The 20,282-nt window shown below is 65.1% G+C and carries 23 protein-coding genes, 1 other RNA gene and 3 pseudogenes; 14 read left to right on the top strand and 13 right to left on the bottom strand.

The window, feature by feature from the left end:
• The first annotated feature begins 3 nt into the window (after positions 1 to 3).
• From KZO24_RS09240 to mmsB, 3 genes and pseudogenes are all read left to right on the top strand, one after another.
• Positions 4 to 1,046: pseudogene (locus KZO24_RS09240) on the top strand (enoyl-CoA hydratase/isomerase family protein).
• On the top strand, positions 1,043 to 1,828 hold the full coding sequence (locus KZO24_RS09235; protein WP_271181671.1) for an enoyl-CoA hydratase-related protein: 786 nt from the start codon (positions 1,043 to 1,045) through the stop codon (positions 1,826 to 1,828). Before KZO24_RS09240 ends, KZO24_RS09235 begins: the two are co-directional and overlap by 4 nt.
• 121 nt (positions 1,829 to 1,949) lie before the next feature.
• Positions 1,950 to 2,819: a 3-hydroxyisobutyrate dehydrogenase gene (gene mmsB / locus KZO24_RS09230; protein ID WP_271181670.1), complete on the top strand. Its 870-nt coding sequence runs from the start codon at positions 1,950 to 1,952 to the stop codon at positions 2,817 to 2,819.
• 85 nt (positions 2,820 to 2,904) lie between these two features.
• On the opposite strand, the gene KZO24_RS09225 is transcribed toward mmsB, so the two are convergent.
• From KZO24_RS09225 to KZO24_RS09205, 5 genes and pseudogenes are all read right to left on the bottom strand, one after another.
• Positions 2,905 to 3,141, bottom strand: a complete 237-nt coding sequence (locus tag KZO24_RS09225) for a hypothetical protein (protein WP_271181669.1) — start codon at positions 3,139 to 3,141, stop codon at positions 2,905 to 2,907.
• Between the two features lies 1 nt (position 3,142).
• Positions 3,143 to 3,691, bottom strand: coding sequence for an NUDIX hydrolase (locus tag KZO24_RS09220; RefSeq protein ID WP_370424276.1), 549 nt, complete (start codon positions 3,689 to 3,691; stop codon positions 3,143 to 3,145).
• Positions 3,688 to 4,371: a TPM domain-containing protein gene (locus KZO24_RS09215; RefSeq protein ID WP_271181668.1), complete on the bottom strand. Its 684-nt coding sequence runs from the start codon at positions 4,369 to 4,371 to the stop codon at positions 3,688 to 3,690. The genes KZO24_RS09220 and KZO24_RS09215 overlap by 4 nt, the downstream gene beginning before the upstream one ends.
• A 3-nt stretch (positions 4,372 to 4,374) precedes the next feature.
• Positions 4,375 to 5,189 (bottom strand): annotated as a pseudogene (locus KZO24_RS09210) (TPM domain-containing protein).
• 4 nt (positions 5,190 to 5,193) lie between these two features.
• Positions 5,194 to 5,795 (bottom strand): annotated as a pseudogene (locus KZO24_RS09205) (LemA family protein).
• Positions 5,796 to 5,995: 200 nt separating this feature from the next.
• On the opposite strand from KZO24_RS09205, the gene mscL reads away from it, so the two are divergent.
• From mscL to KZO24_RS09190, 3 genes are all read left to right on the top strand, one after another.
• Positions 5,996 to 6,460, top strand: a complete 465-nt coding sequence (gene mscL / locus KZO24_RS09200) for a large conductance mechanosensitive channel protein MscL (RefSeq protein ID WP_271181666.1) — start codon at positions 5,996 to 5,998, stop codon at positions 6,458 to 6,460.
• Between the two features lie 68 nt (positions 6,461 to 6,528).
• Positions 6,529 to 6,891, top strand: a transfer-messenger RNA (tmRNA) gene (gene ssrA / locus KZO24_RS09195).
• Between the two features lie 93 nt (positions 6,892 to 6,984).
• Positions 6,985 to 7,335 carry a GFA family protein gene (locus KZO24_RS09190; protein WP_271181665.1) on the top strand — a complete coding sequence of 117 codons (351 nt, stop codon included), beginning with the start codon at positions 6,985 to 6,987 and terminating at the stop codon, positions 7,333 to 7,335.
• Between the two features lie 9 nt (positions 7,336 to 7,344).
• Here the strand turns inward: KZO24_RS09190 and KZO24_RS09185 are convergent, their stop codons facing one another.
• Positions 7,345 to 7,620, bottom strand: coding sequence for a hypothetical protein (locus KZO24_RS09185; protein WP_271181664.1), 276 nt, complete (start codon positions 7,618 to 7,620; stop codon positions 7,345 to 7,347).
• Between the two features lie 296 nt (positions 7,621 to 7,916).
• Between KZO24_RS09185 and KZO24_RS09180 the strand changes: the two genes are divergently transcribed.
• Together KZO24_RS09180 and KZO24_RS09175 are read left to right on the top strand one after the other, a co-directional pair.
• Positions 7,917 to 10,022 carry a malate synthase G gene (locus KZO24_RS09180; protein ID WP_271181663.1) on the top strand — a complete coding sequence of 702 codons (2,106 nt, stop codon included), beginning with the start codon at positions 7,917 to 7,919 and terminating at the stop codon, positions 10,020 to 10,022.
• 110 nt (positions 10,023 to 10,132) lie between these two features.
• A complete protein-coding gene (locus KZO24_RS09175) occupies positions 10,133 to 10,483 on the top strand; it encodes a hypothetical protein (RefSeq protein WP_008830426.1) in 351 nt (116 codons plus the stop codon).
• Here the strand turns inward: KZO24_RS09175 and KZO24_RS09170 are convergent.
• Complete coding sequence (locus tag KZO24_RS09170; RefSeq protein ID WP_271181662.1) at positions 10,480 to 10,866, bottom strand: winged helix-turn-helix transcriptional regulator; 387 nt, start codon at positions 10,864 to 10,866, stop codon at positions 10,480 to 10,482. The two genes, KZO24_RS09175 and KZO24_RS09170, sit on opposite strands and share 4 nt — an antisense overlap.
• Positions 10,867 to 10,965: 99 nt before the next feature.
• Between KZO24_RS09170 and KZO24_RS09165 the strand changes: the two genes are divergently transcribed.
• Positions 10,966 to 11,739, top strand: coding sequence for an SDR family oxidoreductase (locus KZO24_RS09165; protein WP_271181661.1), 774 nt, complete (start codon positions 10,966 to 10,968; stop codon positions 11,737 to 11,739).
• Between the two features lie 40 nt (positions 11,740 to 11,779).
• Here KZO24_RS09165 and KZO24_RS09160 read toward each other — a convergent pair whose 3' ends face one another.
• From KZO24_RS09160 to KZO24_RS09150, 3 genes are all read right to left on the bottom strand, one after another.
• Positions 11,780 to 12,223 carry a nuclear transport factor 2 family protein gene (locus KZO24_RS09160; protein WP_271181660.1) on the bottom strand — a complete coding sequence of 148 codons (444 nt, stop codon included), beginning with the start codon at positions 12,221 to 12,223 and terminating at the stop codon, positions 11,780 to 11,782.
• A gap of 13 nt (positions 12,224 to 12,236) precedes the next feature.
• Complete coding sequence (locus KZO24_RS09155) at positions 12,237 to 12,923, bottom strand: SDR family NAD(P)-dependent oxidoreductase (protein WP_271181659.1); 687 nt, start codon at positions 12,921 to 12,923, stop codon at positions 12,237 to 12,239.
• A 221-nt stretch (positions 12,924 to 13,144) separates the two neighbouring features.
• The gene (locus tag KZO24_RS09150; RefSeq protein WP_271181658.1) at positions 13,145 to 13,840 is read right to left on the bottom strand and encodes a TetR/AcrR family transcriptional regulator; all 696 of its coding nucleotides are present in this window, start codon (positions 13,838 to 13,840) and stop codon (positions 13,145 to 13,147) included.
• A gap of 253 nt (positions 13,841 to 14,093) precedes the next feature.
• Between KZO24_RS09150 and KZO24_RS09145 the strand changes: the two genes are divergently transcribed.
• From KZO24_RS09145 to KZO24_RS09130, 4 genes are read left to right on the top strand one after another with little or no spacing between them, the layout of a single operon-like run.
• Positions 14,094 to 14,612 carry a nuclear transport factor 2 family protein gene (locus tag KZO24_RS09145; protein WP_271182133.1) on the top strand — a complete coding sequence of 173 codons (519 nt, stop codon included), beginning with the start codon at positions 14,094 to 14,096 and terminating at the stop codon, positions 14,610 to 14,612.
• Between the two features lie 28 nt (positions 14,613 to 14,640).
• The gene (locus KZO24_RS09140) at positions 14,641 to 15,966 is read left to right on the top strand and encodes an aromatic ring-hydroxylating oxygenase subunit alpha (protein ID WP_008830433.1); all 1,326 of its coding nucleotides are present in this window, start codon (positions 14,641 to 14,643) and stop codon (positions 15,964 to 15,966) included.
• Entirely contained in the window at positions 15,966 to 16,514 is a 549-nt protein-coding gene (locus KZO24_RS09135; protein ID WP_271181657.1) for a VOC family protein, read from the top strand. Before KZO24_RS09140 ends, KZO24_RS09135 begins: the two co-directional genes overlap by 1 nt.
• 17 nt (positions 16,515 to 16,531) lie before the next feature.
• On the top strand, positions 16,532 to 16,951 hold the full coding sequence (locus tag KZO24_RS09130) for a nuclear transport factor 2 family protein (RefSeq protein WP_271181656.1): 420 nt from the start codon (positions 16,532 to 16,534) through the stop codon (positions 16,949 to 16,951).
• Between the two features lie 118 nt (positions 16,952 to 17,069).
• Here KZO24_RS09130 and KZO24_RS09125 read toward each other — a convergent pair whose 3' ends face one another.
• On the bottom strand, positions 17,070 to 17,432 hold the full coding sequence (locus KZO24_RS09125; protein WP_271181655.1) for a putative quinol monooxygenase: 363 nt from the start codon (positions 17,430 to 17,432) through the stop codon (positions 17,070 to 17,072).
• A gap of 133 nt (positions 17,433 to 17,565) precedes the next feature.
• Here KZO24_RS09125 and KZO24_RS09120 point away from each other — a divergent pair, with 133 nt between their 5' ends.
• Positions 17,566 to 18,324 (top strand): glucose 1-dehydrogenase, encoded by a 759-nt coding sequence (locus KZO24_RS09120; RefSeq protein ID WP_271181654.1) that lies wholly within the window; start codon positions 17,566 to 17,568, stop codon positions 18,322 to 18,324.
• Between the two features lie 43 nt (positions 18,325 to 18,367).
• On the opposite strand, the gene KZO24_RS09115 is transcribed toward KZO24_RS09120, so the two are convergent.
• Both KZO24_RS09115 and KZO24_RS09110 read right to left on the bottom strand, forming a co-directional pair.
• Entirely contained in the window at positions 18,368 to 19,588 is a 1,221-nt protein-coding gene (locus tag KZO24_RS09115) for a glycosyltransferase (RefSeq protein WP_271181653.1), read from the bottom strand.
• A gap of 37 nt (positions 19,589 to 19,625) precedes the next feature.
• A complete protein-coding gene (locus tag KZO24_RS09110) occupies positions 19,626 to 20,198 on the bottom strand; it encodes a helix-turn-helix domain-containing protein (RefSeq protein ID WP_271181652.1) in 573 nt (190 codons plus the stop codon).
• Positions 20,199 to 20,282: the final 84 nt, after the last annotated feature.

Below are 20,282 nucleotides of genomic sequence, written 5' to 3'. Positions count from 1 at the left end.
GTCATGACTGACGAAGTGCTGTTCCGGCGCGAAGGCGTCGCAGGGATCATCTCGCTCAACCGCCCCAAGGCGATCCACGCGCTGACCCTTGCCATGTGCGAGGCGATGAGCGCGCAGCTGGCCGCGTGGGCCACCGACGACGCCGTGGAAGTCGTCCTGATCGACCACGCCGAAGGGCGCGGCTTCTGCTCGGGCGGCGACATCAACCTGCTGCGCCATTCCGCGCTGAACGACGGCGGCGTCGAAGGGCGCAGGTTCTTTTTCGAGGAATACCGCCTCAACCACCAGCTGTTCACGTACGACAAGCCGATCGTCGCCTTCATGGACGGCATCACCATGGGCGGCGGCGTCGGCATCTCGCAGCCCGCCAAGTACCGCGTGGCGACCGAGAACACCCGCTACGCCATGCCCGAGACCGGGATCGGCCTGTTCCCTGACGTCGGCGGCGGCTGGTATCTCTCGCGCCTCGACGGCCGCGTGGGGCAGTTCCTGGCACTGACCGGCGCGCGCTTCGACGGCGCGGAATGCCTTTGGGCTGGCCTTTCCACCCATTACCTACCCTCCGAAGCGCTGGTCGAGGCCAAGAGCCGGATCGCCGTGGGTGACGACATCGCGGAAGTCCTCGCCGCGCTCTCGGTCAAGGCGCCCGAACCGAAGGTTGCCGCCAATGCGGGCGCGATCCGCAAGCACTTCGCCTTCGACACGCTGGAGCAGGTGCTGGCCTCGCTCGAAAGCGATGGCGGCGAATGGGCGGCGAAGGAACTCGCCACCCTGCGCACCAAGAGCCCGCAGGCCTGCAAGGTCTCGCTGCGCCAGCTCGAAGCCTCGCTGGGGCTGGAGACGTTCGCTCAGAACATGGCGATGGAATACCGCCTCGGCGGCCGCGTGCTGGTCCTGCCCGACTTTGCCGAGGGCGTGCGTGCGGTCATCGTCGACAAGGACCAGAACCCGCAATGGAACCCGGCTACGCCCGGAGGCGTGACCGAAGAGATGCTGGACGCGATCTTCGCGCCGCTTTCCCCGAAGAGGAATGGAAGCCCCTATGAGCACTTACGAAACGATCCTGGTCGAGCAGAAGGGCGGCGTCACGCTCATTACGCTCAACCGTCCGCAGGCGCTCAACGCGCTGAACTCGAAGGTTCTGGTTGAGCTGATCGAGGCGTTCGCCGCCTTCGAGGCCGACAAGTCGCAGGGCTGCGCGGTCATCACCGGTTCGGGCGAGAAGGCCTTCGCGGCGGGCGCCGACATCAAGGAGATGTCCGACAAGCCCAGCGCCGAGTTCTATTCGGAGGACTTCTTCGCCGGCTGGACCAGCCAGGTCGTCAAGACCACCCGCAAACCCTGGATCGCGGCCGTCAACGGCTTCGCGCTGGGCGGTGGGTGTGAGCTGGCGATGATGGCGGACTTCATCATCGCTTCGGAAAACGCGAAGTTCGGCCAGCCCGAGATCAAGCTGGGCGTTGCTCCCGGCATGGGCGGATCGCAGCGCCTGACCCGCGCCGTCGGCAAGTCGAAGGCCATGGACATGTGCCTCACCGGCCGCATGATGGACGCCGCCGAGGCGGAGCGTTCGGGCCTCGTCAGCCAGGTCGTGCCGCTCGCAGACCTCTTGGAGACGGCGCTGAAGTCGGCCGCGACGATCGCCGCGATGCCGCCGCTCGCCGCGACCATGAACAAGGAAATGGTCAACCTCGCCTTCGAGACCACGCTCGACACCGGCCTCGTGCTGGAGCGCCGCATGTTCCAGGTGCTGACCGCGACCGAGGACAAGGCCGAAGGCATGGCCGCCTTCGTCGAGAAGCGCCCCGGGGTGTGGAAGGGCAAGTAACGTCGCATTCCCCTCCCGCTTGCGGGAGGGGCAGGAGTGGGCCTGATTTAGACAGGTCCACCATTAGTTTCGGGAGAAGGCCCACCCCGGCCCCTCCCGCAAACGGGAGGGGAGATATTCCATGAAGATCGCATTCATCGGCCTGGGCAATATGGGCGGCGGCATGGCCGCAAACCTCGTCAAGGCGGGCCACGAAGTCCACGCCTTCGACTTGTCCGCCGACGCGCTGGCCAAGGCGGCCGAGAACGGCTGCGCCACCTACACCGCCGTCCCCGACGCGGTGAAGGATGCCGATGCCGTCGTCACCATGCTGCCCAACGGCGGCATCGTGAAGGCGGTCTACACCGCCGACGTGATCGGCAAGGCTCCGGCGGGCGCGCTGTTCCTCGACTGCTCGACCATCGACCTCGCCACGGCGCGCGAAGTGGCCGAGCTGGCGACGGCTGCGGGCTACGAGATGGTCGATGCCCCGGTCTCGGGCGGCATCGCGGCGGCCAACGGCGGCACGCTCACTTTCATGGTGGGCGGTCCGGCAGCCACGTTCGAGAAGGCGAAGGTGGTGCTCGAACCGATGGCCAAAGCCGTCATTCTCGCGGGCGAGAGCGGCGCGGGCCAGGTTGCCAAGATGTGCAACAACATGCTGCTCGCGGTCCACATGATCGGCACCTGCGAGGCACTGGCGTTGGCCGAGAAGGCGGGCCTCGATCCGCAGAAGTTCTACGAGATCAGCTCGAAGTCCACCGGCTACTGCTGGTCGCTCAACGACTATACCCCGGCACCGGGCGTCGGCGCGGCCAGCCCGGCGGACAATGGCTATGCGGGCGGTTTCGCCTCGGCGCTGATGCTCAAGGATCTGCGTCTCGCCATTGGCGGCGCTGAGACGGCGGGCGCCACTGTGCCGATGGGCGAGCACGCGACGAAGATCTACGAAGCCTTCGTCGATGCCGGCAACGGCGGCAAGGACTTCGGCGCGATCTTCACGACGCTGTGAGGAAAATTCCTCCCCGAGCTTGCTCGGGGAGGGACCACCCGCGCAGCGGGTGGTGGAGGGGCGAGTTCCGGAAATGCCCCCTCCGTCAGCCCTTCGGGCTGCCACCTCCCCGAGACAAGCTCGGGGAGGAATTACTCGATCGCCTCTCCAGTTCGAACTTTGGCAGCTTCATGCCCTTGGTCCGGCTGGTGAGGTGATACTTGCGGCACAGCCCGCACTTGTACGGACGCAGGAGGAAGGGCGCCCGCGCGGCGACGTCCAGCGCCTCGGCCTCGCTGGCGTGGCGCGCTTTGCGCTGGCAGACGCCGGGGCTGGTGCGCATGTCAGCCGAGGATGGAGGGGCCGAGCAGCGTGAGCATCTTCACGTCGATCGCGTAACCTTCGCCGCGCCACGTTTCGAGCGCCTGTGCAAGCCCCGAAAGCGGCACGCGGTGCACCACGATGTCCTCGCTATCGACGCCGCCACCTTCGCCGACCTTCACCAGATCGTGCGCGCGGAACAAGGTGAAGCTCTCCGACACCATGCCGGGCGAGGAGTAGAACTCGCCTACCGTTTCCATGCGTCCGGCGTGGTAGCCGGTTTCCTCTTCCAGTTCGCGCGCGGCGGCGATGCTCGCGTCCTCGTCCGCATTATCGTCATGGTCGCCGACGAGCCCTGCAGGCAGCTCGATGCAGCGCTTGCCGAGCGGCACGCGGTACTGGTCGACGAGGATGACGTGATCTTCCGGGTCGATTGCCAGGATCACCGCCGCACGGATGCCGCGCGCGCGGCCGACGTATTCCCAGCGGCCCTTCTTCTTCGCGGTGATGAAGCGGCCTTCCCACATCGTCTCGACGGGGTGGTCGGCATCGTAATGATCCGGCATGCTCATAATTCGATGGTTCCGTCGGGCAGTTCATTGACGTCGTCCGGCAGGCGCGGGACGTGCAGGGAGAGGATCGCGCCGACTTTGCCGACGCCGGCGATCATGGCGTCGGCGGTGCGGCCCTCGCGAAGTTCGCCCAGCATCGCGGCGATGGCGTCGGCCCAGGTGCCGGGCTCGACTTTGCTGGCGATGGCCTCGTCGGCGAGGATCTCGACGCGGTGTTCGCGCATCGAGATGTAGATGAGGATGCCGGTGCGCCCGGTGGTGCGCCGCTCCGCGCTCATGCGGAAGGCGCGGGTGGCCTGGCCGTGGACGCGGGTGGTGCGGATGGGCGCCGGGATCAGGAAGAACTTGAGCGGCTGCCACAGCTGCAGCAGCGTCATCCCCGCGAACTTGATCGTCGCCACGCCCAGCGCCAGCGAGAGGATCATTCCGGGCGACCACTCATGGCCCCAGTCGGCGATCAGTGCGTCGTAGAGGCCCATGTAGAAATCAGGCGCGATCGCCAGCGCGGAGAGGGCCAGGAACGCCACGAAGGCCGACCACGCCAGCGCGACGTCGGTGTAGCCGTCCGATCGGTCGGTCAGCATCGTGACGATCTCGCCCGAGCTGAGCAGTTCGGCCTCGGCCACGGCGGCGCGGATGCGCTCGTGGTCCTCGGAGGTGAGATATGTGGGTCTTGCCATGGCCTACCAGTCCCCGCTTGCGCCGCCGCCGCCGAAATCGCCGCCGCCTCCGGAGAAGCCGCCGTCTCCGCCGCCCCAGCCACCGCCGCCACCCCAACTGCTACCGCCGGAATTGGTGGGGAACCAGATGATCGGTGTGTCGATGCCGCCGTAGCGGCTGCGCCGTCCGCCGCGGCTGGCCGCGCGCATGATCGGCAGGACGAAGAAGAAGATCACGAAGAGAATGAAGATGACCGTGCCGGGCGAGATGTCGTCGCCCTGATCGGCGCGCGCCTTGTCGGCCTGGGCGGCGATCTTCTGCGCCTCTTCGGGGGCAGGGTCAGTTGCCTGATGATGGCGTCGGTGCCTGCCTCGATCCCGCCGGGGTAATCGTTGGCCTTGAAGCGGGGGAGGATCTGCTGGTTGATGATGAGGAAGCTCATCCCGTCGGTCAGCGTGCCTTCGAGGCCGTAGCCGACCTCGATGCGCACCTTGCGCTCGTTGGGTGCGACGATGAGGATGGCGCCGTTGTTGTCGCCCTTCTGCCCGATGCCCCAGGCGCGGCCGAGTTGGTAGCCGTAGTCGGAAATCTCGTAGCCATCGAGCGAAGGGATCGTCGCCACCACCAGTTGGCGATGCGACTGCTTCTCCAGCGCCTCCAGCTTTTGCGTCAGTTGCGCTTCCTCGGCGTCGGGGATGATGTTCGCGGCATCGACGACGCGCCCCGTGAGTTTGGGGAACTGCAGTTGCGCGGCCTGCGCCCATGCGCTGCCAGCCCCCGAAACGAGGGCCAGCAGGCACAGAAGCGCGGCCAGCGGGACGGCCCGGATGCGGGCCATCGGATCAGAGCTTTCCTTCGAGGCTCGGGGCGGCTTCGGCGCCGGGCGTAACGGCCTTGTAGGGCACCAGCGGATCGGCTCCGCGCAGGCGCGCGCCGATCATCGAGGGAAAGTGCGGACTTCGGTGTTGTAGTCCTGAACCGCGCCGTTGTAGTCGCGGATGGCGACGCGGATGCGGTTTTCCTGACCCTCGAGCTGGCTCTGCAGCATCTGGTAGTTGGTGCTGGACTTGATGTCCGGATAGGCTTCCACGCTGGCGAGCAGGCGGCCGATGCCGGCGCCAAGGTTGGCTTGCGCCTGTTGGAACTGCTCCATCTTCTTCGGGTCGCCGAGGTCGTCGGCGCTGATCTGCACCGAGGTGGCCTTGGCGCGTGCCTCGGTGACGCCGACGAGGATCGACTTTTCCTGCTCGGCCGCACCCTTGGCGACGGCGGCAAGGTTGGGAACGAGGTTCGAGCGTTCCTGGAAAGCGGCCTCGACATCAGCCCATTTGGCCTTGGCAGCCTCCTGCTTGGTGGGCACCGAGTTGAAACCACAAGCGGACAGCGAAAGCGCGGCCGCGAGAACCAGGCCGGTCTTTGCCGAGCGGGCGTTGAAGAGCGTCATCGGACTTCGTTCCTCCACTGCACGCCGGGCGAACCGGCGGCTTCCACGCGATAGATAGCGCTCCGCGATGGCGGATCAAGGACGCCGGGCGGGCTCGGTGGAAACCCGGTCGGTTAACAAACGTTTGAGGGGCCGGGTGGAGTGTGTCAAACAGCACTCAGATTTATTTCCATTTGGCCGGCAGAAGGGGAACCAGGCGCATGGCAATCGTAGACGAATTCAAGAAGTTCATTGCACGCGGCAACGTGCTGGACCTCGCAGTCGGTGTGATGATCGGTGCTGCCTTCGGCAAGATCGTGTCGTCACTGAACGAGAACATGATCATGCCGGTGATCGGCTGGCTGTTCGGCAGCATCGATTTCTCGAAGTATTTCTTCCAACTGGGCGACGCACCGGCGGACTACAAGGGCAGTCTTACCGACTATGCCGCGCTGAAGGCGGCCGGCGTGCCGATGATCGGCTACGGCGAGTTCATCACCCAGGTGGTCAACTTCCTGATCATCGCCTTCGTGCTGTTCCTGCTGGTCCGTTCGGTCAACAAGATGATCGATTCGGTGAAGAAGCAGGAGGCCGAGGCCGCAGCAAATGCACCGGCGCCCGAGGCTCCGGTCGATCCGCAGTTGATCGCGCTCAAGGAAATCCTCGAGGAACTGCGCAAGAAGTAATCTGAAAATCCGCCGCAGCCGCAACGGGAATGCCCAGCATGGGCATTCCCCAAACAACTCATCCACTTTCACTTCACATTCAGGCGGGAGCCCCTATATGGGCTCCTGCTGGTTTCGACCGGCTATGAGGATAAATTGCGCCGTGCAATAGACGCAGCGGACCCGGGGCGGTACCCGGCGGCTCCACCATCACCCGTTTCCTTTGGGAAACAACCCTGTTGTCGCAGGGGTGATGACGGGGCCGAACTAGGATCGACGTGTGTTGAAAAGCGGTGTTTTCTTCCGGGCTGAGTAACCCGTTCAAGGCTCAAAACTCATAAGTGCCAACGACAACGAAGCACTTGCTCTCGCGGCGTAATTCTAGGGGCTAACGCCCTGAAGTTACAAAGTTAGAACACGGTTGGACCCACCGGGTAACAGAAGCGGATTCCGGGGGCTGGGGGCGAGCCTATCAACAGAATCGCCCCACCTGCCACCGCTCGGTTCCCGATTTTCGGCCGCTATAGGGAAAGGACGGGTCAGTGATGACATTTTCGGGCAGCTGCCACTGCGGCAAAGTGGCGTTCACGGTGATGGGCGAACTTCCGCACGAGGCGATGAGCTGCAATTGCTCGCACTGTCGTCGCAAGGGCTTCCTGCTCGCTTTCATACCGCATGACGCACTTGCGATAGAGCGCGGAGCCGACGAACTCACCGAGTATCGCTTCTACAAGCATGTGATCGGGCACAAGTTCTGCCCAACATGCGGGGTGGAGCCTTTCGCACAGGGCGAGGCGCCGGACGGAACGAAGATGACGGCGGTGAACTTGCGCTGCGTGCCAGCGGCGGACCTCGATGCGCTTACGATCACGAAAGTCGACGGCGCGCGATTCTGACGATCTGGTCTAGGCGGCTTTTCGCTCGAGGTCTTCTTCGGGGGATGGGCCTTCCGCCTTCGCCATCAGGGCGGCCTTCTCATACTTGATGCAGTCGAGGATCTTGGCACCCGCCATGAACACGGCGCCGGTGCACGCGAGGAACAGCAGCTTACCGCCGAAGCCCGGAAAGCGTGTGAGATAAACGCTGCCACGCTCGATCGCGCCGAGGGCAAGCGCGTAGATCACCATGTAGGCTTCCCAGTTGCTCTTGATCACGAACAGGCGACCGACTTTTCGGAGCATTTCCATCCCTTTGCAGTGGTCACAGATTAGCAACGTTCGTGCCAGTTCCGCGTTCCCGCCGAGTCTCATGCTTAACGTGAGCTTGAATGTAAGGGTTTCCGACGGTTAAGGAAATCCGGGAAAGGTCCGGATCCCGTCCCGGTCTGCAACCGTCTGATCCATGACGATACTTTCGGCGCAGTTGCCAATCGCGCGCGCATCGGTCATACGGCGCACATCCTTCCCCAGGGCAATTTGGTTTTTGACGTGGACGTGGCACGATGTTCGTGTGCGTTCGAACCAGTGCGAGGAAGGCAATGACTGACAGGGTTGATCGTTCGGGGCTGCAGGTCGATGCAGGACTGGCGAAGTTCGTGGAGGAGCAGGTCCTGCCCCCCATCGCGCAGGACGTCGCCGCGTTCTGGGCAGGCTTTGCCGCGCTCGTGGCCGAATTCGCCCCGCGCAACCGCGCGCTGCTCGGCAAGCGCGATTCGCTGCAGGCGCAGATCGACGCATGGCACGGCGAGCGGGCAGGCAGGCCCATCGAACAGGACGAATACCAGGCGTTCCTGCGCGAAATCGGCTATCTCGTTCCCGAGCCGGCGGCATTCACCATCGGCACGCAGGGCGTCGATCCCGAAATTGCGACGATGGCAGGGCCGCAGCTGGTCGTTCCGGTACTCAATGCCCGGTTCCTCCTGAACGCGGCGAATGCGCGCTGGGGCAGCCTCTACGATGCATGGTACGGCACCGATGCGCTCGATGCGGCCCCCGCTCAGGGACCGGGCTACGATGCGGCGCGCGGCGCGGCGGTTATCGCGGCAGGACGCGCGTTTCTCGACCGGGCGGTGCCGCTCAAGACTGGGTCGTGGGCAGACCTTGCCGACCTGGACGGTGTCGAACCCGCCGATGCGGCGCAGTTCGTCGGGCGCACGAGCAAGGGCCTGCTGTTCGTCAACAACGGCCTCAACATCGAGGTCGTCGTCGATGCCGCGAGCCAGGTCGGCAGCACCGACAAGGCTGGCATCGCCGACATCTTTCTCGAAGCGGCGCTGACTGCCATCGTCGATCTGGAGGACTCGGTCGCGGCTGTCGATGCAGAGGACAAGATCGCGGCCTATGCCAACTGGCTGGGCGTGATCCAGGGCGACCTGACCGACACATTCGAGAAGGGCGGGCGCACGCTCACGCGCGAACTGGCGGCCGACAAGACGGTGACGCTTGCTGATGGGGCTGAGAAGGCGCTGTCCGGCCGCTCGCTGCTGTTCGTGCGCAATGTCGGTCACCTCATGACCAACCCGGCGATCCTGCTGCCGGACGGCTCGGAAATCCCCGAGGGCGTCATGGACGCGGTGATCACCAGCGCAATCTCGACGCAGGACGTTCGGGGCCTCACAAAGTACGGCAACAGCCGCGAAGGCAGCATCTACATCGTCAAGCCCAAGATGCACGGGCCTGAGGAGTGCGCCTTCACCAACGCGTTGTTCGATGCGGTGGAGGACCTGCTGGGCCTCTCGCGCTGCACCATCAAGGTCGGCGTGATGGACGAGGAGCGCCGGACTTCGGCCAACCTCGGTGCCTGCATCGAGGCGGTGAAGGACCGTATCGTTTTCATCAACACCGGCTTCCTCGACCGTACCGGCGACGAAATCCACACTTCGATGCGGGCGGGTCCGATGATCCGCAAGGCCGCCATCAAGGGCTCGGCGTGGATCGCCGCCTACGAGAAGCGCAACGTCGCCATCGGCCTGCGGCATGGCCTTTCGGGCGTGGCGCAGATCGGCAAGGGGATGTGGGCGGCGCCCGACATGATGCGCGACATGATGGAGCAGAAGATCGGCCACCCGAAGACCGGCGCAAACACCGCCTGGGTGCCGTCGCCGACCGCTGCGACACTCCACGCGATGCATTATCACCAGGTCGATGTCTTTGGCCTGCGCGAAGGCATCGCCAATGAGGACATTCCCGGGCTTGACCTGCTACTGTCGGTGCCGCTGGCCGAAGGCATCAACTGGTCCGAGGAGGAAGTGCGCGAGGAACTCGACAACAACGCGCAGGGGCTGCTGGGCTACGTCGTGCGCTGGATCGACCAGGGCGTCGGCTGCTCCAAGGTGCCGGACATCAACGATGTCGGGCTGATGGAGGACCGCGCGACGCTGCGCATCTCCAGCCAGCACATGGCGAACTGGCTGCTGCACGGTGTCTGCTCGAAGGAGCAGGTCATGGAATCGCTGCAGCGCATGGCCGCCAAGGTCGATGCGCAAAATGCGGGCGATCCGCTCTATGAACCGATGGCGGGCAACTGGGACACCAGCATGGCCTTCCAGGCGGCCTGCGACCTGGTGTTCAAGGGCGTCGAGCAGCCGAGCGGCTATACCGAGCCGCTGTTGCATGCCTGGCGCCTGAAGAAGAAGGCGGCCTGATCCACGTTCCCGGCCCGCCGTGAAGGCGGGCCGGGATGTTAAAGGCGATTTAACTCCGTTTTAGGCATTCATCCCGTATAATCGGACCCGGTTCTTTGCAGGGAGCGGGCATGTTCATTCACCGTCAGCGGATGGAAACGCGCACGATGCTGGCCATCAAGGCCAACATCCGCATCGGTAGCCGCGTTGCCGAGGCGACGCTGGCTAATGCCTCCTCGCGTGGTGTGCTGGCGCTGGTCGATGCACCTCCGGCACGCGGCGTCGCTGTAGAGCTTGTCGTCGGCGATCAGGTGATCAAGGGGCAAGTCCGCTGGCGCGCGCATGACCGCTGCGGCATTGCGCTCAAGGAAACCATCGACGTCGCCGAACTGATCGAGGGCAAGGCCGTTCCGGTCGTCTACGTGCCGGAGCGACTGGCCCGGCGCAGCGCGATGGAACTGCTGCGCAGCCTTCTGAATTAACGTGCGTCGAATTCTTCTCGCGCGCGTTCGACGCGCTCGAGGTTCGCTTCCGCCCACATCCACACGCCGCAGAACGCTTCGCTGAGGGTTTCGCCCAGCGGGGTCAGGGCATAGTCCACGCGCGGCGGGACCACGGGATGGACGGTGCGCGTCAGCATCCCGTCCCTCTCCATGCGGCGCAGCGTCTGAGTCAGCATCTTCTGGCTGATGTCGGGCACGGCGCGGGCCAATTGGGTGAAGCGCTGCACGCCGTTTTCCTCGAGCACTTCGAGCAGGATCATCGTCCACTTGTCTGCCACCCGCCCGATCAGCTCGGTGACGAGCGCTTCCACGCGCGGGTCGATGTGCTCGCAGTTCTTCTCGGGGGCGGGACGGGCAGCCATTGGATCACTCTCTTTCGGGTAAGTATAAATCTTTTGGGTGCCTTCTTTCGAATAGAATGTGGAGTGCTAGATCGATGGCGTCAACCAAGGAGTGTCCCCATGAAGACCACCGGAAACACCATCCTCATCACCGGCGGCGGCTCGGGCATCGGCGAGGCGCTGGCGCAGCGCTTCCACGACGCGGGTAACACCGTGATCGTTGCCGGGCGCCGCCTAGACGCGCTGGAAGCCGCCTGTGCGGGCCGCGAGAACATGCATGCGATCAGGCTCGACGTGGAAAGCGCAGAAGGCGTCGCCGCCTTCGCCGCAGAAGTGCTGGAGAGGTTCCCGGCGCTCAACGTGCTGGTCAACAATGCCGGCATCATGCGCTACGAGCGGCTGGACCGCGCCCGCGACTTGTCGGACGCCGAGGCGACGATCACCACCAACCTGCTCGGCCCGATCCGGCTCATCGACGCGCTGGTGGATCATCTCGTGGCCAGGGGCGACGGGACGATCGTCGACGTCACGTCGGGCCTCGCCTTCGTGCCGCTGCCGGGCACGCCGACCTACAATGCGACCAAGGCTGCGATCCACAGCTACACGATGTCGCTTCGCGAGATGCTGCGTGACAAGGTCGAGGTTATCGAACTGGCACCGCCCGCCGTGCAGACCGACCTCACCCCCGGGCAGAGCACGCGCGAGGGTTACCAGCCGCTCGGCGAGTTCGCCGATGAGGTCATGGCACTTTTCGCGCAGCAGCCGACGCCCGAGGAAGTGCTGGTCGAGCGCGTAAAGCCGCTGCGCTTCGCGGAAGTGCAGGGCACCATTGCGCAAGTCATGGCTCACATGAGCGCGATGACCCGCAAGATGTTCGAGCAGTTGGGGCTGTGAAGCCGTCGTCGTCCCGGGTTTGGCCCGGGACGACGGGGCATCAATCCTCGCGTGCGTCGAAAGTCGTGTATTCGCGGCGGGTGAAGCGCCACTGGCCGTCCGCTTTCGCAAGTTCGTCCACGTAGCGGCCGCGAAGGCGCATGGTCTTGCCCGAGGCCGGGTCCTCGAAGATTTCCGAGGTGTAGGAGATCGCCGAGGCCCGGTCGCCGTCGACGCGGATTTCGCCGGGGTGGGCGACGTAGACCATGGGCTTGGCGGCGTTTCCACCGAGGCCGTAGTTCTTCATCGATTCCACCCATGCGGAAACGATCGTTTCCTTGCCGGTGAAGCCGCCGAGGTCGGGAAATTCGGGCAAGGCCCAGTACGAATCCTCCGCCCAGGTCGAGGCCCATGTCTCGGCATCGCGGGTCATCACCGCGTGGGCGTAGGTATCGAGCAATTCGCGGATGAGGATGCGGTCCTCCAGCGGTCCGGTGAACGCCATGGTCGGGGTCTCCTTACCAGGCGTGCTTTTCGCCGTTCCACTTGTAGAATTCGCCGGTCTCCTCGATCGCCCAGCCGTCGGTCAGGGCCATGATCGAGGACGCGCTTTCCTGCGGGGAGATGTCGGCGCCGGGGCCGCTCATGTCGGTGGCGACGTAGCCGGGGTGGATGACGCCGACCACGATGCCGCGTTCCTTCAGGTCGAACGCAACCGAGCGCATCATGCGGTTCAGGCCTGCCTTGACCGCCGCGTAAGGCCAGTAGCCGCCGTAAGGCCAGGTCGATGCGCCGAGCTGGCTGGAGAAGTTGATGACCTTCGAACCGTCGTGCAGGCGCGGCAGGAAGGCGCTGAGCACGCGCAGCGGGCCTTTCAGCATGATCTCGATCGAATTGTCGAAGTCGTCCCAGTCGATCCCGTCGAGCTGCGGTTCCGCCTTGCCGGTGACGCCGGCGACATTGTACAGCACGTCGACTGGTTCGCTGCCGGTATCCGCAGCGCCCGAGGCGACCGAGGCATTGTCGCCCACGTCCATCGCGTGGACCGTGATCCTGCCGTCCGAGGAGGCTGCCAATTCGTTGAGCGCGGCCGCGCCCGAGGGATCGCGGGCGAGGGCGTAGACCCGGTCGCCGCGCTCGGCATGCTGCTTGACGAGTTCGTACGCGATGCCGCGCGCTGCTCCGGTGATTGCCACTGTCGCCATCGGGATATCCTTTCCTTCGATGCCCGGTTTTCGGGATTCGTTATCGGGAGCAAGTCTGGAAGAGGGATGGCCGCAGCGACACCTGTGACTTTTGAGAGAAGCGCGGTGCCTGAGAGGTCGTCGTCCCGGACTTGATCCGGGACCGCTGGCCGTGAACAGCCTACCTTACAGTATGGCGCCTTCCTGCAAGCGTCCGCCTAAAGACAGCCGCCGGTCCCGGATCAAGTCCGGGACGACGGTTCCTCACTCAGCTTTTGCATCGTGCGTGCGGCGAAGCGGCGCAGGCGGTCGATCCGCGTGTCGTCGAAGATCGGCTTGTGCAGGAGCATCCCGGCATGCATCGCGCTGGTGAAGTCATGCGCGAGCTTCAGGTTGTCCCAGTCCTCCCGCCATTGCGGGAAGGCCTCGATCATCTCGCTCGCCCAGATGGCGTCGTAGCGGCGCGCGGCGGGTTCGAAGATCGCCGCCAGTTCCGCGTCGGTGCGGGCCGCGACGGCCAGTTCGAGCCATGCCGCATAGTCCCGCGTCTGGACCGAGCGCCAGTGGGCATCGCAGGCCAGTTCGATCATCGGCTCGTCCGTGCGGCGCGAGACCGCGTCGAAGTAGTCGGCGAGGAACGTGCGCATCCGGTGGTAGACGACCTGATCGACGACGGCGGAAACGAGTTCCATTCTGGTCTGGAAGTGATGGTGCATCGTCCCGCGCGACACCTCGCTGGCGCTCGCCACCGCGGCGGTGGTAAGGCCGGGGTAGCCGCTCTCCACGAGGCAGTCGATCGCTCCGGAAACCAGCCGCTCGCGCATCATCGCGCTCTTGCGCTGCTGCCACTTTTCGGGGACGCCATTCTCCGGCAGGCGGGCATGCAATTCGGGCATGAGCGCGCTGAGCATCCGGTCTTGCAGTGCCTCGGCCTTCATCGTCCTTCCCCCGTATCCCTTTGTTTCCCTGCGCTATCAGCGGGTTCGCCCGAACCTATCCTAAGTCGCAGGTTAGCAGATGCGCCGGAGCGTAGCATAAAAACCGGCAGTTGAGCCGGTTTATTTATCGCCGGCCGCACTCAAGGCCAGAGGCGCGCAAGAAAACAGACGCGCCCTGTCCGGGAACGGGAGAGTGAAAGGCCATGCCCAGCGCACGCGAGCAATCTGTCCGGAGGCCAGCCTCTTGGACACTATGACGACCACCCGCTTCGACCTCGAGGCTGAAGTCCGCGACCTCGCTGCGCGGCGCGACATCGCCGATGCGGCGGCGCGCTACATGCGCGGTCTCGACCGGCTGGAACCGGACCTGCAGCGCAGCGCCTTCCATGACGACGCCGTCGTCGACTGCGGCCTGATGAAGGGCAGCGCCGACGAATTCGTGGCCTTCGCGCAAGGCTTCCTCGCCGACATGAACGCCACGCACCACCTGCTCGGCCAGTCGCGCATCGCCGTCGACGGGGATGGCGCCACCGGCGAGTGGTACTTCCAGGCGTGGCACTCGGTTTCGAGCGAGGACGGGGGCGTGCGCGACCTGTTCATCTCGGGCCGCTACCTCGACACTTATGCCTGCCGCGATGGCGAATGGCGCATCGTCAACCGGATGCTGGTGACCGACTGGGTCAAGGACGATCCGGGCACCCTCGACTTCTTCGCCGCCAATCCAGGAGCGCCGCGCGGCGGCCGCCGGGGCGACGATCCCAGCCAACGATAACAGCGATAATCACAGGATACCTGAAGCCATGAACATCCAGACCAAGGTTTCCCGCTACTCGCAGGAATTCGATCCGCCGGTGCGCGGCGACACCATCACCGCCGACCGCTATACCACCAAGGAGTGGATGGACGGCGAGATGAAGAACCTGTGGCCCAAGGTCTGGCACCTTGGCGGGTTGCTGGCGGAACTGGAGGAGCCGGGCGACATCATCCGCCACAACTTCGCCAAAGAATCCGTCATCATGGTCAAGCAGGAAGACGACTCGATCAAGGCGTTCTACAACTCCTGCCCGCACCGGGGTAACCGGCTCGTGCTGGGCGAGATGGCCAGCGTGCCGCGCATCGTCTGCGGCTATCACAACTGGACCTTCGACCTCGACGGCACCCTCGCCAAAGTGCAGGACCCCGACGATTTCGAAGGCGGCACGCCCTGCGGTAAGGTCCACCTTTCCGAACTGCGCTGCGAGACATGGGGCCCGTTCGTGTTCTGGTGCATGGACGACGACGTCGCCCCCTTGCACGAATGGCTTGATCCGTTCCCCGAGCGCCTGAAGGGCTACGGAATCGAGAACTGGGTGCGGGTGCTCAACGTCTCGGCCGATGCGGACTTCAACTGGAAGATCATCCGCGACAACTTCAACGAGAGCTACCACCTCCCGACCATCCACCCCGAACTGGCGACCTTCATCAACGACGGCCTGCCCGACACCCTGTTCGAGATGTACCCCTCGGGCCACAACTCGATGTGGATGAAGGGCCATCAGGCGACCACCCGCGTCGATTACCACACCTCCGAAGTGCCCGCTCCGCTGGGCGAGGCAGCGCGGGCGTGGGGCATCGATCCCGAGGAATACAACGGCCGCACGGGTGATCTGCGCGAAGCGATCATCGAGGCGAAGCGCCGCCTCGGTCCGGGCCGGGGCTACACCAATTACGACAACATGAGCGACCAGCAGCTGGTGGACTATTTCCACTGTACTCTGTTCCCCAACCTGACGCTCACCATGAGCCCCGAGCAGCTGCAGGTCCTGCGTACCGAGCCGCACCCGACCGACCCGGAAAAGTGCGTGTTCCAGCACTGGTGCCTCTATCCGCCGGTCGAGGGCATGAAGGAGGTCTTCACCCCGCTGGGCATGCTGCCGCTCCAGCATGACGCGGTGGCGCGCCACTCGGTCTACGGCGACGGCGTTTCGGTGGGCTACGTGGCGGATCAGGACCTGTCGATCGGCACCAGCCAGCAACAGGGCCTGAACTCGCGCGGGTTCAAGGGCTGCATCCTGCCGGGTCAGGAAAAGCGCATCCAGCGCTTCCACGAACTGCTCAACGATTACGTGAAGGGCGCGCCGGAATAATGGTCGCGCCCGGCGTTCCGGGCTCCCACGTTATGCAGGTGGCCTTCATGGTCGAGGACCTTGAGGCCGCCTGCATGGACTGGGTGCGTACCACCGGAATCGGGCCGTTCCTCACCGTGCCGCATGTGGTGCTGGAGGAATATTCCTATTGCGGGCGGCCTGCCTCGGGTCTGGATTTCTCGGTGGCGATCGCGCAGTCCGGTGGCGTGCAGATCGAGCTGATCCAGCAGCATTGCGACAACCCTTCCGCCTACCGCGATACGGTGGCGAAGGGGCAGGGCGGCTTCCACCACCTCGCGATCTACACCGATGATTACGATGCGGTGCATGCGCGCTATGCGCAGCAGGGCTTCGTGACGGCGGTGGATGGCAGCTTCGGCGGCTTTCGCTTTTCCTACATCGACACCTCGGCGACGCTCGGCTGCATGATCGAGCTGATCGAGGAAAACCCGCTGCAGGGCGAATTCTTCGCCCGCATCGCCGGCGCTGCGCAAGGCTGGGACGGCTCCGACCCGATCCGCCCCGGCTTTCCCGTAACGACGCAATAAGAGAGGATCTTGCTTCAATGACAGCCTGCCCCATCGAGGATCGTCTGGCGATCCAGGACCTGCTTGTGTCCTATGCCCATGCCGTCGACAGCCTGCATGACCTTGACGGCATCTGCGCCGTCTTCGTGGAGGACGCGGTGTTCGATCTATCGGGTATCGGGTTTCCCAGCCTCAATGGACACGGCGAGATCCGCAAGTTCTTCGAGGGCACCTTCGCGGCGATGGCGGCTCACGCGCATTACCTGACGAACTTCGCGATCACCGCCTACGACGGCGATACCGCGTCGATCCGCGCCTATGTGATCGGCATGGGCAAGTACAAGGCGGGCGGCGGGATCACCGTCAACGGGCGCTACTACTTCGATGTGGTGCGCACGGATGAGGGCTGGAAGGCCAGGCGCTACACGATGGATTTCCTGATCCCGATCGAGGGTTGAGGAGAAACGTATCTCCTACCTTCGTCATTGCGAGCGCAGCGAAGCAATCCAGGGCGGTTTGCGTTGCCCTGGATTGCTTCGCTGCGCTCGCAATGACGATGATTGAGGGTTGCGCGGTTTACGCTTCCAGCGTCACCCCGAAAATCTCCTTCCGCGGCCAGCCGTCATCCGCATAGACCGCCTCCGGCATGCCCGCGCCGTAGAGCTGCACGCCGAACCCGGTGATCTCCCACTGCTCCAGATGCGCGCGCATGTCGGCGTAGGGCGGGTCGGCGAAGTGCTGGAGCAGGTCCTTCTCGCTCTCCCATTCCTCGTAGACCTGGATTACGCCGGGATCGATCGGATCGACCGCCCAGGTATAGGCGAGGCAACCCTTCTCCTCCCGCGCGGCGAGGATATGGTCGCGGCCCGTGGTGATGATCTCGGCACAGGTGCTCTCGTCGCCCGCGTAGCGCAGCCAGCCGGCCACGATGATGCGCATGGATTTGTCCTCTCTTGGTTGTGTTGCGAAGGCTAGGGGCGCTCTGCGCGCCGCGCCGCTCTCACTTTGCACAGGTGGTCCGGCGCGGCGCGGCGGGCCAAGTCCCCTGGCAGAGAAAAACGGAGAGAGCGGCATGACGGGACGGATCGAAGGCAAGGTGGCGCTGGTCACCGGCGGCGCCTCGGGGCTGGGCGAGGCGATCGTCCGCCGTTACGTGGCCGAGGGCGCGGCGGTGCTGGTCGCCGATATCGACGCGGCTGCGGGCGAGCGGCTGGCCGCCGACCTCGGCGCGGCGGCGCATTTCGTCCCCCTCGATGTGACGCAGGAGGACCAGTGGATCGCCGCCTTCGCACGGGCGGAGGAACTGCACGATCGCCTCGATGTGCTTGTGAACTGCGCCGGGATCACCACCGTCGGTTCGGTGGAGGCGCTGACTCTGGACGCTTTCCGCCATGAACTCGACGTGGATCTTGCCGGGCCGTTCCTTGGCTGCAAGCATGTCGTTCCGCTGATGAAGCGCACCGGCGGTTCGGTCATCAACATCGCCTCGATGGCCAGTATCCGCGCGAGGGACTATCTGGCCGCCTACAACGCCGCGAAGGCGGGCGTCACCCACATGACCAAGTCGATCGCGCTGCACTACGCGCACGAGAAGTATGGCATCCGCTGCAATTCGGTGCACCCCGGCGTGATCCACACGCCGATCCTCGACAAAGTGTTGGCGCAATCCGACCAGCCCGAAAAGCTCTATGCCGAATGGGTCGCGGGCCACCCGATCGGCCGCCTCGGCAAGCCGGAGGAAGTGGCGGCGCTGTGCCTCTACCTCGCCAGCGACGAAAGCGCCTTCGCCACCGGCGCGGAGTTCGTGCTGGACGGCGGCTCGTCGCTCTGAAATCCGTCATTGCTTCGCTGCGCTCGCAATGACGAAGCAAAAGTCAGGCGGTTTCCTCAAGCTCCGGGGCGGGTTCGTCCTGCCCCAGCACGCCCTTCCAGAAGTGCACGATGTTCTCCGCATTGACGCCCCACGAGAAGCGGCTGACGTGCTCGGCCACTTGCGCCTGCGTCGGCGGATCGGCGAGGATGTCCTCCACCGCCGCGGCGATGGCGTCGGGGGTGCGCTCGGCGATGCGTCCGGCGCTGGCGTCGCTGACAATCTCGCGCGCGCCGCCGATGTCGGGGATGACGATCGGGGTGCCGCAGGCGAGGCCCTCCACCCACACGTTCGCCAGCCCCTCGCTGGCCGAGGGCAGCACCAGCACGTCCGCCGCGCACAGGACGTGCGGCAGCAGTTCGTGATCGACGAGGCCGAGGAACTGCACGCGCTCTGCCACGCCTAGGCGCTGGGCGAGGGCTTTCAGCCGTGCCTCGTCCTCGCCGCTACCAGCCAGCGCAAGGCGGGCTTCTGGCAGGCGACACAGCGCCTCGATCACCAGCGCCTGTCCCTTGCGCGGGATCAGCGCGCCGGGCGTCACCAGCAGCGGACCTTCCGACCAGATGCCAAGGTTCGGCATCGCCGAGACGAGAGCGCGGGCGGCGCCGCGCTCGATGGGATGGAACTTCTCGCGGTCGAGGCCGGTGTAGTGGATATCGATCCGGTCGGCGGGCATGCCGAGCTGGATCATGTCCTCGCGCAGCGCCTGACTGACCGCGAGCAGCCCGGCGGACTGGTGCGCCGCCTCCAGCATCTGTTTCAGCGCATGGGGGCGCTGGCCCCAGAAATGGATGTCCGCTCCGCGCGACTTGATTGTCAGCGGAATGCCCAGTTCGCGCGCGACGATCGCGGCGGCCGGGCCGTCCGGGAAGAAGAACTGCGCATCGACGAGGTCGAAGGGCTTCTCCTTGTGCAATTTGCGCACCAGCGGCAGCACGGTGCGGGCGATGCGCCCCGGATTGGTGTCACCGCCGACTTTCGGGAACGTGGTGAACTTGGGGTAGTGGACCTTGAGGCCCACCGCGTCGCTCACCTCCGGAATGTCCTTTAGCCGCGCGTAGGGCTCGCGCGTGGAGAGTGGCCAGGGCGGGATGCCGATGGGGCTCACCATCGTCAGTTCCACCTGACCGCTGGCGACGACTGCGCGCATCTGGTTGCCGACGAAGACCCCGAACGAGGGCTTCACCGGGTTGGGAAACAGCGTGGCGATGGACAGGACGTGCATGGATTTCCCGTGGCGGCCGAGAGTCAGAGCTTGCGGATCAGAGCTTGCGGACCAGCATTTCGGCAACCGCGAGCCAGGCGGGTTGTTCCACCGCGACCGGGCTTTTGCCAGCGGCGGGCGGCAGGAGGGTGACGGCCTGTGCACTACCCTCGGTAAGCCGACCGAACGCGAAGCGTCCGCCCTGCATGGGCGCGAGGACGTCGCGGTTGAGCAGGTCGGTGGCCTCTTCCGGACGGTGCTGGCGCAGCCACAGCTGGTCGCCCTCGCGGTATTCGCCGACGGCGGCGTCCACTGAAACCACGACCCATGGCGCATCGGCGGAGAGATCGTTGGGCAGCACGGCATCGACCGGCTTCTTCAGGGCCTCGGCGCCCTTGGTGCCCAGCGTGGCGACGAGGCGGGCGGGCTCGGCGCCTTCGGAGCGCAGAAGCGTTTCCGGCTCCACCTGCAGCGCGGCGGCGATGCGGTTCATCCATACCAGCGACAGGTTGCGCATGCCGGTTTCGAGGCGACCGATGGTCTGCGCGGTGGTCGGCGGATCGCAGGCCAGCGCCACGTCGGCCAGCGTCATGTTCTTCTGGCGGCGGATGTCGCGGATGCGGTTTATCATGCGGAGCCTCTGTAACCGATTTGGTTTGAGAGGGCTATCGGCCGATTGGCGGGTCTTGGCAAGACGGCATCAGATACTTCGTCA

This window comes from Novosphingobium sp. NFX11 (genome assembly GCF_057376415.1).
Note: the sequence above shows the minus strand (reverse complement) of the source record. Positions and strands in the feature narration are given on the sequence as shown.